Genomic DNA, 11,891 nt, shown 5'->3' on the forward strand with positions numbered 1-11,891 from the left:
AAGTCCAGCCCATTGATTACGATTCACTTTTCGCGATTGCGCTCGCGCGCCGCGGGGTTGCAAGCGACAGGCAAAATGCTAATCACGGCGCGAAACGGCGCTTTGCATCCAATATGCGACCACATTAAGAACGAGTCGTCTAAGCCCTTGAATTTGCTTGATACCCCGCCGAATGAGCGAGTCGTGTTTGACCTTAAGAACGGGGCAATCGGAGGCCTTTGACGATAGGATCGAGTCGCTGCTCGCAAGGCATTGAAATTGAGCGCTTGTGACCCGAGGTGAACAGGGGCCTGAATCCGTGAATCCGCAAACTCATCGAAGAAGGCGCGAGCGGGGCGTCTCCCCTGTTAATCGCTCAGCTCGCCGGATTGCGCGCCGTGACGATCCACGTCGCGCTGTCGATCATCACCGACCGCTCGCCGGGGCGGCCCGCGAAGGCGGCACGAACCGCGGCCGAGGCGCGGGCGCGGATGTCGTCGGGCTGATCAGCAAGCGCGCGCGACAGCGGGCCGACCTCCAACGTCATCTTCACCGCGTCGTCGATCGCCGCGTCCCGCGTCGCGCCCTCGCCAAACGGGACGGAAGCATCGAAGGGCGCGATAGCGATATTGGTGAACCCGGCCGCCGTCAGGATCCGACCCACCCGCCCCCGGTCGCCGAACGAGAATGGACCGGGCGCTTCGGGATCGGGCGGCGCCGTCGGCGGGACGATACCCTTGATCGCGCCCATCGGCAGGCGCATCCAATCGTTTTCGGTCGCACCGCGCCAGCAGACGAATGCGACCCGGCCGCCCGGCCGGAGCGCGGGCGGCGCATATGCGCGAACGCCCCTGTCGGATCGTCGAAGAACATCACTCCGAAACGCGAGAACAGGATGTCGAACGCGCCCTCGGGCAGCTCGGCGCTGCTGGCGTCGGCTACCCGGAACAGGGCCGGCGTCCAGCACGCGCTCGCCCGTCGCGGGCGCGGCGGCTTCGATCGCGGCCTGGCCGAGCACCGCCAGCCTGGCGTCGAGCCGGGCCTGGTGGGCGACCCAGCGCTCCCCGCTTTGGCCATTCCAGTCGGCGACCTGATAGGCTGATGGCGGCATCACACGAATGATCAGCGTTAGCTCACGATTGGTCCAGCCGCAGCTTCATCCAAACCGGCACGAGCTTGGATAGCGAGGCTTCTTTCTGCAGCCTGCGAGTCGAAGTATTCCTCAATCGAATAAACCTTGCCCCATCGCAACTTGAAGACGTGGACGCCTCTGTTCACATACGAGCTTTGGCCGTCAAGTAGCCTCGCGTTGGCCCGCCACTTGACGAACACTGTGGTATTCCATGGCCAACCCGTCACCTCCACCTGCTCAACATCTATGTGCAGCTTCGGGAAAACACGGCCCATGCGCTCGAACCACTGCTTCACGGATTGCTTTCCATGTCGCTCACCCCCCAACGCATGATCTCCGGCAACCCAGTGATACGCGTTTGGTGTTAGGCCTTTTGCAGCATCATCCCAACGCTGGTTGTTGACATGATCGAAGCTCCTGCGGATCTCTTTTTTGACAATTAGACTGTAGACCATTGATGTCCCCTGTTGTTGGATAGCCGACGGCTCTGCAAGACGGGATGGATACTTTCCAGATACTGAAAGCTGCTCCGGGTAACGACGGCGATCCGTTGGCAAAGCTGGCTGACGGGCGGCCACGCAGACGGCAGCGGCGCAAGTCACAGCCAGCGGCGAACCTCGGCCTTGTAGCGGCGGTAGTCGTCGCCGAACTTCGTTTCGAGATAGCGCTCCTCGCGGGCGATCACCTGCGTCTGGATCGCGATCAGCACCAACGGGAGCAAGGCGAAGGCGATCGGCCCGTCCAAGCCGATCGCCAGGCCGGCATAGATAAGCGCCATGCCGAGATACATGGGATTGCGGGTCCACCGATAAAGGCCGGTCGTTGCGATGAGGGTCGTTGGCTGCGACGGCGGAACGTTGGTGCCCAGCCGCCGGAACAGCCCCGCCGCCGCAAGCATCATCGCCGCACCGGCAACGAACAGCAGCGCGCCCGTCGCGACCAGCAACCGCCAGTCGATGCCAAAAGAGCGCAAGGTGACGAACCGCTCCGCCGCCAGCCCCAACAGCAGCGCTCCCAGATAGACCAAGGGCGGAGGGAAGCGCACACCCGCGCTGTCCGGTTCGACGGCCATGCTCATCTCCAATCTGTGCTCTCAAACCAGCATCGACTGCTGGGCGAAGATACCCGCCATCGCGCCTTGCCATGATGCCGTGGTGACCGAGGGCATGAGGGGGTTGGCGAGGTCTCCGGCGGCGTAGATGCCGGGCATGCTGGTTTGGCGGCGCTCGTCGACCTTGAGCGCGATGCCGCCGGGCGTATCCACCGTGGCGAGACCCAGCGATTCATGCAGGCTTGCGGACGGCTTGTTGCGCGGATGTGCGAACAGGATGTCGACCGCGAAATCGGGGCCGGTATCGAGCTTGACCGTGGCGCTATGGCCCCCGTGATGGGCGATCCCGGTGATCCGGCCCTCGACGACAGGTATGTTGCGGCGCGCCAGATCGGCCCGGATATCGGGCGGAATGTCGTGACCATCGGCGAAGAGCGTCAACCTGTCGGTCCAATCGTGGAACAGCCTGACCTGATTGTGCGACTGCGGGCCGGACCAGACGAGGCCCCAATGCTGGCCGGCGACTTCAAAGCCGTCGCAATAGGGGCAGGGCACGATGGACGTGCCCCAGCCTTCGGCAAAGCCCGGAACATCTGGCATCTGGTCGGCGACGCCATAGCTCAGGATCAGACGACGCGCCCCAAGGCTTTCGCCGTCGGAAGTGAGGACGGAGAAATCGTCGATGGCGCCGGAGACGCTGTCGGCCCGGGCACTGACCAGCTTGATCGTGGGATAACGCGCCAGCTGCTGCCGCGCCTCGGCCAGGATGTCCAGCGGCGGCTTGTGATCGTGGCCGAGCAGGCCATGCGAGTGGCCGGCAAAGCGGTTGCGCGGCAGGCCGGTATCGAGAACGGTGACCTTGCGGCGGGCACGGCCGAGCTGCAGGGCGCCGGCTAGACCGGCAAAGCTGCCGCCGATGATGATGACGTCATCCATGGTGATGGGCTCCGTGTTGTGGATGGAGGGGTTGAACGCAGCAGACCGCTCAGCCCGATTTGCGGAGTGCTTTCAGTATGAAACGAATCTGGTCGCGCAGGCCTGCTTCCGTGTCTTCGCCGTGTACAACGCAGTGCTCGATCAGAATCGGATGGAAGAATGGCATAAACGCGGATCTGACTGCTCGCGCCGCTTCCGCGGGATCTTCGACATCGAATTGGCCCGCTTGGGCGCCCCCGCGTATGATCGCCTCGAAGATCGTCTCCATCCGCTCGATTTGCGCCTTGATGATCGGCCAGTTCTCCTGCGTGGCGACAACGATCAGATCGTGCATGGGCTTCGCCTTGACCAACGTCATCTTGCTGTGATGGTGAACAGTGCTCAGCAGTTCCTCGAGTTTCTCGGTGGCCGGCGCGTCCCTCCGTGCGATCGCAAAGGCGAGGTCGGCAAGCTCGTTCATGAGACGCCCGCAGATGTACTCGTCGATTGCATTCCTGGAGGGAAAGAACCGGTAGATGTTCGCCGGGCTCATGCCGAGCTCGGCGGCGATGTCGGCCACCGACGTCCTGTGGTGACCGACACGCCGAAAGCGCTCTTCCGCCGCTCCCAGGATCCGGGCGCGGGCCTCGTCGGACTCTCTTCCTGTTCGGACCGGACGATCCATTGGAGCGACAGCGCCTTATTCGGCAGCCAATGCTGGCTGCAGTTCCGGCCTCTTGGGTGAAACCTCATGCATGTCATCTGCGGTCGGCTTGATCCGAAACCACGCGGCATAAAGCGCAGGAAGGAACAGCAGAATCAGAACCGTTCCGACCGCGGTGCCGCCGATCAGCGTGTAGGCCATGGATCCCCAGAAAACGGAATGCGTAAGGGGGATGAAGGCCAGCACGGCTGCAAGCGCGGTCAGGATCACGGGCCTCGTACGTTGTACCGTGGCCTCGATGACGGCGTGATAGTCGTCAAGGCCAGCGGCAAGGTTCTCCTTGATTTGGTCGGTCAAGATAAGTGTGTTGCGCATCAGGATGCCCGCCAGTCCTATCAGGCCAAGAATGGCGTTGAATCCGAAGGGCTGGTGAAAAATCAACAACATCGGCACGACGCCGGCGAGGCCAAGTGGTCCGGTCAGCACGACCATGGCCATCATCGAGAAGGATCGCACCTGCAGCATGATGACGATCAGCATGGCGGCAATCATGACCGGAAAGATTGTCGCCAACGCGTCGTTGGCTTTGGTTGCCTCCTCGATCGATCCGCCCAGCTCGATGCGATAACCGGCCGGAAGAGATGCGATCAGCGGCTGAAGAGCCGTCTGGATATCCTTGGAGACCTCCGGAGGCTGAGTTGCCTCGTTGATGTCCGACCTGATCATGACGACGGGGGTGCGGTCGCGACGCTTCATGATCGGTTCTTCAAGCTGGACTTCCGAATGGCCCACCTGGTCGAGCGGAACGGCGCGGCCGTCTCGGCTCATCAATGAGAAATCCGCCAGTCGCGTCGGATCCAGCCGCTCGCCGCCGGCGCTGCGCGCCACGATGGGGACATTGCGAATGTCCTCGCGGACCTGTGTCACGGCGATGCCAGTGAGAAGGAACTGGAGTTGCCGGCCCACTTCCGCGGGCGAAAGTCCGATGAGGTTCAGCCGGTCTTGATCAGGGATGAAGCGGAGCACGGGCGTGCGATCACCCCAATCGCGGTTCGCCTGGCGCACATCGGCAACGCCACGCATGATACCGAGCGCCTTTTCAGAGATAGCGTACAATTCCGCTGGGTCAGGCCCCATGATCCGAAACTCGACGGGGAATGGCGTATAGGGTCCGAACACGAGCTGCGTGACGCGCACATTCGCCTCAGGCGCAAGCCCATCCGACACCGCCTGTCGGAGCCGATGCTTCAAGACCTCGCGGGCTTCAGCGTCCGGTGTCAGCACGACGATCTTTGCGAAGGCCGGATCGGGCAGCTCCGGCGCCATCGCGAAAAAGAAGCGCGGCGCACCCTGACCGACATAGCTCGTGACGATCTTGGCCTCCGACTGGCCTTCCAGCCAGCGTTCAAGCTTTGCGACGGTGGCGGTCGTCGTCCCGATGCTGGTGCCTTCCGGCAGACGGACCTCCACCAGCACTTCAGGGCGGTCGGACGTCGGGAAGAACTGCTGTTTGAGGCCACCCATGCCGGCGACGGAAAGCGCGAAAGCGACCGCGACGACGCCGCAGGTCATGAACTTCTGGCGCACGACGAAGGTAATGAGAGCGCGCAAGCGCCGATAGTTGGGCGTACCGTAAATCGCGTGGTGGCCGCCTTCGATCGGCTTGATCGCGGGCAGCATCTTGACGCCGAGATAGGGCGTGAAGACGACCGCGACGATCCAGGAGACGATGAGAGCGAACCCCACGACCCAGAAGATGTTGCCGGCGTATTCGCCGGCCGTCGAGCGGGCGAAGCCCACCGGCAGGAAGCCTGCGATCGTCACGAGTGTTCCGGACAGCATCGGTGCCGCAGTGTGGCTCCAGGCATAGGCTGCCGCCGAGATGCGGTCCATGCCCTCTTCCATTTTCACCACCATCACCTCGATGGCGATGATGGCGTCGTCCACGAGAAGGCCAAGCGCCAGGATGAGGGCGCCCAGCGTGATGCGGTCGAAGAAACGGCCGGTCTCCAGCATGATGAGGAACACGACGGCAAGCGTCAGTGGGACGGCAGCCGCGACAACGATGCCGACGCGCCAGCCGAGGCTGAGCAGGCTCACCAGCAGCACCACGCCGAGCGCCATCGCAAACTTCATCATGAATTCGTTCACCGATGAGGAGATGTTGACGGCCTGGTCGCTGACCTTTGCCAACGTCATCCCGAGTGGCAGTGTCCGGGAGATCGCTGCGGACCTCTCCTCCAGCGCCTTGCCGAGCGCGAGACCATTCCAGCCCTCCTGCATGACCGCCGCGAGCATGATGGTGGGCTCGCCCTGGTGCCGGATGAGGTAGGTGGGAGGATCCTCGTAACCGCGACGGACTTCGGCGATGTCGGAAAGCTTCAGCGTTCGCCCGGCTGCGACGATCGGAGTGTCGGCGATCGCCTGGACGCTGTCATAGGCCCCCTCGACCCGGATGAAGACCTGCGGCCCCTTGGTATCGATCGAGCCCGCGGGTGTGACCGTGTTCTGCCGCTGCAAAGCGGCAACGATATCCGTTGCCGATACGCCGAGAGTTGCCAGTTTGGGATAGGAGAACTCGACAAATATCTGCTCGGGGCGTTCACCGAGGATGTTGATCTTCTTGACGCCGGGCACGTGCAGGAGATCCTGGCGAATGGTCTCTGCTTGCCTGGCGAGCTCCCGCATCGGCATGCCCTTGGCCTTCAGGGCATAAAGGGCGAAGCTGACGTCCGAATATTCGTCATTGATGAAGGGGCCGAGCACACCGGGGGGCAGCTTGCGCGCTTCATCGCCCAGCTTCTTGCGGGCCTGGTAGAATTCCTCCTGCACGCTCGATGGCGGTGTGTTGTCCTTCAGCGTCACGGTCATGTACGCATAACCCGGCCGTGTGGTCGTCTCCACCCGGTCGTACCAGGTCAGTTCCTGAATCCGCTTCTCGAGCGGTTCGGCGACCTGGTCCTGCATCTCGCGTGCGGTCGCACCCGGCCACACGGTCGTGACCGTCAGGGTCTTGATGGTGAAGGAGGGATCCTCGGCCCGTCCGAGCATGAGGAAGGCGTAGGCCCCCGCGGCCGCCAGCAAAAGCAAGAAGAACAGCGTTGCGGCCCGTTCACGGACTGCGATCGCCGAAAGATTGAAGCTCATCAGTTGCTCCTGTCTTGAGAGGCTGTCCTGACGTGAGCGTCCTCCTGCAGGAGATGTGCGCCCAGAGAGACAACCCGATCACCGGAGCTCAGGCCGGAGATAACGGCATTTTCGCTGGTCACACGCACAAGCTTGATGGTCTGAAAACGGACGGTCGAGGTGCCGCCGTCGAACACCCAAACGCCGGTCTTTCTGCCGTCGTCGAGCACGGCTCCCAGCGGCACCTGAACTTCCGGCTGGCTCCCCTGGCTTGCAAGCCGAATGGTGATCGTCGCGCCAAGCGGTGCCGCCGCGGCCTCACCATCGAGCACGTAACGTGCCTCATAAGTGCGGGTCTGGATATCGGCGGAATCCGACAACTGCCGCAGATGCGCAGTAAACCGCCCATCGCTCCCATACAGGCTCGCCTCAGCGAGCGAGCCGATCGCCGGCCGGATCGTTTCGGGGAGCGCCACCACAGCTTCGCGAGGACCGGACTGCGCGACCCGAACGACCGCTTGGCCGGCGGACACAACTTGTCCCGGCTCGCCCAGCGTTTGGGTGACCGTACCATCCGCATCGGCCACCAGGACCGAATAGGTCGCCTGGTTCTCGGCAACCCCGGCGTCGGCTTCCGCCGCGGCAAGCTGCGCTTTGGCTGTATCCGACGCGGCCTTCGCCTGCTCGTAGCGCTGCTTGGAAGTCCATCCGTCGCTGACCAGGTTGGCGTATCGCCGCTCATCGGCGTCGGTCTGAACGACAGCTGCACGCGCAGCGGCGACGGCGTTGCGCTTCGCTGCGAGCGCCAGGCGGAGGTCGGTTTCGTCGATCCGCATCAGCGGCTGCCCGGATTTGACCTGCTCACCGACACTGACGAGCCGCTCGACGATCTTACCGGCGACGCGAAAACCGAGATTGCTTTCCACCCTCGCCCCGATGGTGCCGGTGAAACCGCGTTCGGATCCGCCGACCGGCGCGGCCATCGCGAGACGAACCATTGGGGGCTCTTGCCTGGGGTCACCGACCGCAGAGGCTTCCCGGGGCGGGATCCCGAGGGCAACGAAGGTCGCCACCCCGGCCGAGATCAAAATACCAGCCAAAACCGCAAAACCCCGCATCCTCATGTCAATCTCCCAATTTAGATTTCGTCCGAACTCTGTATTCCGTTTAGATTTCGAACGCAATCTAAAAAGGAAGGGAGACAAAGAAAATGTGATTCCGGGCCCTCGGGCGACGTTAAGAGCGCCGGCTGAAGCCCTCCACCAAAGAGATTCGGCGTTGGGGCCCCTTGATAGATTGCGCTCGGCTTCTATATTGTCGTATTAGAGTTCAAATGCAATCTAAGTTGGAGGTGCCAATGCGAGTCAGTCGCGTTCAGGCCGCGGAGAACCGCAAAACCGTGATCAATGTGGCAAGTCGCCTCTTCAGGGAGCGCGGCTTCGATGGCATCGGGCTCAAGGATCTGATGGAAGGGGCGGGGCTAACCCAAGGCGCCTTCTACAAGCAATTCGCGTCAAAAGAGGATTTGGCTGTCGAGGCGTCCAGGCGAGCATTGGAGAGCGCGTCGGGCCGATGGTCGGACGCGGCTGCTCAGAATCCCGATGATCCGCTGAGCGCGGTGATCGGGTTTTACCTCAGCGGCGACCATCGCGGAGAAAAGATGGACGGCTGCCCCATCGTGGCACTCGGCTCAGACGCCGCCCGACAGGGCCCCGAGGTGAAGGCGGAATTCGAAGCAGGAATCAAGGCGCATCTCGACGTGCTCGACCGCTTTCTCGCCGGGGCCGGCGACGAGGCCTCCCGCAGCAAGGCCATGGCCATTCTCGCGACGATGGTTGGCGCGGTGACGCTATCGCGCGTGATCAACGATCCTGATCTGGCGCAGGCCGTTCTGGATGCCGCGGCGAAACAGGTTCGCGGCGCCGCCGCAGCTTGAAAGGATGGGCCAGTGTTTCTGATTGAGATCTGGCCGAGCCCCATTCGCTGACCAACTAGATGAGGACGAGAACGATGTCGAATGAAGCAATGAACAGCTTCGCCGGAAAATGGGCGCTGGTCACGGGAGCGTCGAGTGGCCTCGGTCTTGAATTCGCAGATCTCCTGGCGGCGCAGAAAGTCAATCTCGTCTTGGCGGCTCGACGGCGGGAGTGGATGGAAAAGCTTGCCTCCGATCTCCGCAGCAAATACGGGGTGGATGTGCTCGTCGAGGCGATCAATCTTGCCGCGCCGAGCGCGGCCAGCCGCCTGAAAAGCAGTCTCGACGCGAGGTCGGTGACGATCGACATCTTAGTGAACAATGCCGGATTCGGCTTGCACGGCGATTTTTTGGACACGCCGATCGAGCAGACCGCGAACATGATCCAGCTCAACATCACGACGCTCACAGAGCTGACCTATCTTTTCGGACGCGACATGTCCAAGCGGCGGTCTGGACATATCCTTCTGGTCGCCAGCCTCCTGGCTTTCCAGGCCGTTCCCAGCTACGCGGCCTATGCGGCGACCAAGGCTTATGTACTCGCCTTTGGCGAGGCCCTGCATGACGAACTCCGCCCGCACGGCGTGGTCGTTACCAGTCTCTGCCCGGGGCACACCGCGACCGGTTTCGATGCGGCGGCCGGCGCAACCACATCGGCCATGCTGCGGCTCCTCACCATGAAGCCGCGTCCGGTTGCCGAGAGCGGCGTTCGGGCGCTCTCGCAAGGAAAGGCCATGGTGATCCCGGGCCTGGCGAACAACATGGCTGCCTTTTCAAATCGCCTGACGCCGCGATCGATGCAAAGGGCCACGATGAAAAGAATCATGGACGCTTGACGCCTGGAGCGGTTGCGGCGCTGTGGAAAAGCGTAGGCCTCTGTCGAGCACCCGTCCGAGCTGGCTCGCCTGACATTGGCGGCAGCGCATCCATGAACAGCGATAGCGAACGCCGCCGCCTCCGAATCTATCCGCGCCGAGGCGGAGCGACTTGACGCAAAGCGCGTCTTCCTCATTGCCAGTCGGACCCTGAACTCCAACACGGACGAGATCGAGAAGATCAGGCACTCCGTAAGACGAAGCCGATATCGTCGATCTGCTGCGAATGGCCGCGTAGCAGTGGCGCCTCGCTCGTGGGGCCTCTAATCGGGAAGCGCGCGCTCGCTCGTTCAGACAGGCTCTACGAAGGAAAACCCGAGCATGAACGCCTCCGCTTCAATGGCCCAACAACGGCACGCCGATAGTCCAGGGCGCTCGCGGGAGAACTCTCTGGCGAGCGGCCATATCCGCAACCGCACGGTTCACGCCAACGGGCTCGATTTCCCGATTCTGGAGGCTGGACATGGTCCCCTCGTGCTCTGCCTGCACGGCTTTCCCGATCATGCGCAGAGTTGGATCCCCTTTCTCGATCGCCTCGAGCGAGAAGGATATTGGGCGGTGGCGCCGGCGCTCCGTGGATATTGGGTCGGCGGCGCTGCACCGGACGGGTCGTACCGCGCCTTGGCAACAGGTCAGGACGTACTAGCGCTCATCGAATCGCTTGGAGCTGAGCAAGCCGTTCTCGTCGGCCATGATTTGGGCGCACGTGCAGCCTACGCTGCGGCAAGCCTCGATGCGGGACGCGTCCGCAAGCTTGTCGGGCTGGCCGTGCCCTATGGAAAGGGACTGGCGTCGGCGTTCGTTGCCGACGGTGATCAGCAGCGGCGAAGCTGGTACATGTTCTTCTTCCAGACACGTCTGGCCGAGATCGCCGTTCAGCTGAACGACTTTGCATTCCTCGACCGCCTGTGGCGGGAATGGTCACCGGGCTATGTGCTGCCAGCTCCGGCTCGATCTGCACTCAACGAGGCCTTTGCCCAGCCCGGCCTCCTCACGCAGGACTCTGGCCTATTATCGGCAGTTGTTCGCCCCGCCATCCGACGCGGCAGCGCAAGCTCTCGAGGCTCTCGCGACTGGCCCAATTACTGTCCCGTCGCTCTATCTTCATGGGGCAGACGACGGCTGCATCTCCGCCCAGCTTAGCGAAGGCATGGAGGCGGCGTTCACAAATGGTCTTGAGCGTGTCGTGATGCCTGAAGTCGGGCACTTTCTCCATCTTGAACAACCCGACGCCGTCTTCGACCACATCCTCCGCTTCATGAGAGCCTAACTGATCCCGCGCGCGAGGATCGGACCTGTCGACGAACCACTCGGTCACTCAGCCAACAGGACAAATCGATGTCGAAGCGGCCCCCAATATTGATCACCGGTGCCGGTGGCGAGGTTGGCTCTGTCAGCAGGACGATGATCAAGATGCTGCTGCAGCAATATCCGGTGCGCGCCTTCGTTAGGACGGACGACGAGCGGGCTGAGGCGCTTCGACAGGCCGGAGCCGAGGTATTCGTCGGCGATCTTCTTAATGCCTCCGATGTCGCGGCTGCCCTGAAAGGTTGTCGCCGGATCTACTTCAGCATGAGCTTGAACCCCTTACTATAGCGACGCGACCATCCTGATGGCCGCCGCTGCGCGTGCGCAAGGCGGCATCGAGGTTTTCGTGAACATCTCGGAGTTCGAGCAGACCTTCATGACGTTCGATCGAATGACCGCCGAGCGGGAGGCGCGAATAGCCTGGCTGGGCGGATCTGTCGCCGAGTGGTCGCCGCAACAGCGGGCACATTGGGCGTCGGAGCAGGCGTTGCAATGGTCTGGTCTCCCGGTCGTCAACATCCGAGCAACGATGTTCGCCGAGAACCCGATCCTTTCCTGGTTTCCGCTCAAGCAATTGCTGAGTGCGGGCGAACTTCATCTGCCGTTTGCCACGCAGAAGATCGCGCCAATCGCTGCCTATGACGTTGCGGAACTTTGCGCGAAAATCCTGACCGACCCGCCGTCGCACATATCAATGTCGTATGCGCTCACGGGACCGGTGTTGAAGGACATGCACGGGTTTGCTGAGGACTACGGCGCCGCGCTGGGGCGCCAGGTTTCGTAGTACCCCAGGACCTGGACGCCTGGATCGGCACATACATCAACAGGGCTCTGGCATCTCGCAATCCGCACATTGCGGACCACCT

At 62.5% G+C, this 11,891-nt stretch carries 11 protein-coding genes and 2 pseudogenes; 6 read left to right on the plus strand and 7 right to left on the minus strand.

Annotated features, from left to right (window positions below; genetic code table 11):
* Positions 1–355: 355 nt before the first annotated feature.
* From ACVWYI_RS27760 to ACVWYI_RS27790, 7 genes and pseudogenes are all read right to left on the minus strand, one after another.
* Positions 356–1,090: pseudogene (locus tag ACVWYI_RS27760) on the minus strand (class I SAM-dependent methyltransferase).
* Positions 1,091–1,107: 17 nt separating this feature from the next.
* Positions 1,108–1,566, minus strand: a complete 459-nt coding sequence (locus tag ACVWYI_RS27765; protein ID WP_247456121.1) for a nuclear transport factor 2 family protein — start codon at positions 1,564–1,566, stop codon at positions 1,108–1,110.
* A 143-nt stretch (positions 1,567–1,709) separates the two neighbouring features.
* The gene (locus ACVWYI_RS27770; protein ID WP_354046175.1) at positions 1,710–2,183 is read right to left on the minus strand and encodes a methyltransferase family protein; all 474 of its coding nucleotides are present in this window, start codon (positions 2,181–2,183) and stop codon (positions 1,710–1,712) included.
* A 21-nt stretch (positions 2,184–2,204) separates the two neighbouring features.
* The gene (locus ACVWYI_RS27775; RefSeq protein ID WP_354046173.1) at positions 2,205–3,098 is read right to left on the minus strand and encodes an NAD(P)/FAD-dependent oxidoreductase; all 894 of its coding nucleotides are present in this window, start codon (positions 3,096–3,098) and stop codon (positions 2,205–2,207) included.
* A 49-nt stretch (positions 3,099–3,147) separates the two neighbouring features.
* Positions 3,148–3,762 (minus strand): TetR/AcrR family transcriptional regulator, encoded by a 615-nt coding sequence (locus ACVWYI_RS27780; protein ID WP_354046171.1) that lies wholly within the window; start codon positions 3,760–3,762, stop codon positions 3,148–3,150.
* Positions 3,763–3,777: 15 nt separating this feature from the next.
* Positions 3,778–6,888 carry an efflux RND transporter permease subunit gene (locus tag ACVWYI_RS27785; protein WP_354068872.1) on the minus strand — a complete coding sequence of 1,037 codons (3,111 nt, stop codon included), beginning with the start codon at positions 6,886–6,888 and terminating at the stop codon, positions 3,778–3,780.
* Positions 6,888–7,991 carry an efflux RND transporter periplasmic adaptor subunit gene (locus tag ACVWYI_RS27790; protein ID WP_354046167.1) on the minus strand — a complete coding sequence of 368 codons (1,104 nt, stop codon included), beginning with the start codon at positions 7,989–7,991 and terminating at the stop codon, positions 6,888–6,890. The genes ACVWYI_RS27785 and ACVWYI_RS27790 overlap by 1 nt, the downstream gene beginning before the upstream one ends.
* Before the next feature lie 233 nt (positions 7,992–8,224).
* Between ACVWYI_RS27790 and ACVWYI_RS27795 the strand changes: the two genes are divergently transcribed.
* The 6 genes and pseudogenes from ACVWYI_RS27795 to ACVWYI_RS27820 all read left to right on the plus strand — a co-directional run bounded on the left by ACVWYI_RS27795 (position 8,225) and on the right by ACVWYI_RS27820 (position 11,809).
* Positions 8,225–8,803 carry a TetR/AcrR family transcriptional regulator gene (locus ACVWYI_RS27795; RefSeq protein WP_247295401.1) on the plus strand — a complete coding sequence of 193 codons (579 nt, stop codon included), beginning with the start codon at positions 8,225–8,227 and terminating at the stop codon, positions 8,801–8,803.
* Positions 8,804–8,877: 74 nt separating this feature from the next.
* The gene (locus tag ACVWYI_RS27800) at positions 8,878–9,678 is read left to right on the plus strand and encodes an SDR family NAD(P)-dependent oxidoreductase (protein WP_354046165.1); all 801 of its coding nucleotides are present in this window, start codon (positions 8,878–8,880) and stop codon (positions 9,676–9,678) included.
* A gap of 378 nt (positions 9,679–10,056) precedes the next feature.
* A pseudogene (locus tag ACVWYI_RS27805) lies at positions 10,057–10,566 on the plus strand (alpha/beta fold hydrolase); the annotation flags it as partial.
* An 82-nt stretch (positions 10,567–10,648) separates the two neighbouring features.
* Positions 10,649–10,987 (plus strand): alpha/beta fold hydrolase, encoded by a 339-nt coding sequence (locus tag ACVWYI_RS27810; RefSeq protein WP_354125601.1) that lies wholly within the window; start codon positions 10,649–10,651, stop codon positions 10,985–10,987.
* A gap of 68 nt (positions 10,988–11,055) precedes the next feature.
* Positions 11,056–11,313, plus strand: coding sequence for an NAD(P)H-binding protein (locus tag ACVWYI_RS27815; protein ID WP_456663711.1), 258 nt, complete (start codon positions 11,056–11,058; stop codon positions 11,311–11,313).
* A 16-nt stretch (positions 11,314–11,329) separates the two neighbouring features.
* On the plus strand, positions 11,330–11,809 hold the full coding sequence (locus ACVWYI_RS27820) for a hypothetical protein (RefSeq protein ID WP_456663712.1): 480 nt from the start codon (positions 11,330–11,332) through the stop codon (positions 11,807–11,809).
* The last annotated feature ends 82 nt before the right edge of the window (positions 11,810–11,891 follow it).

This window comes from Bradyrhizobium sp. LB13.1 (assembly GCF_054056815.1).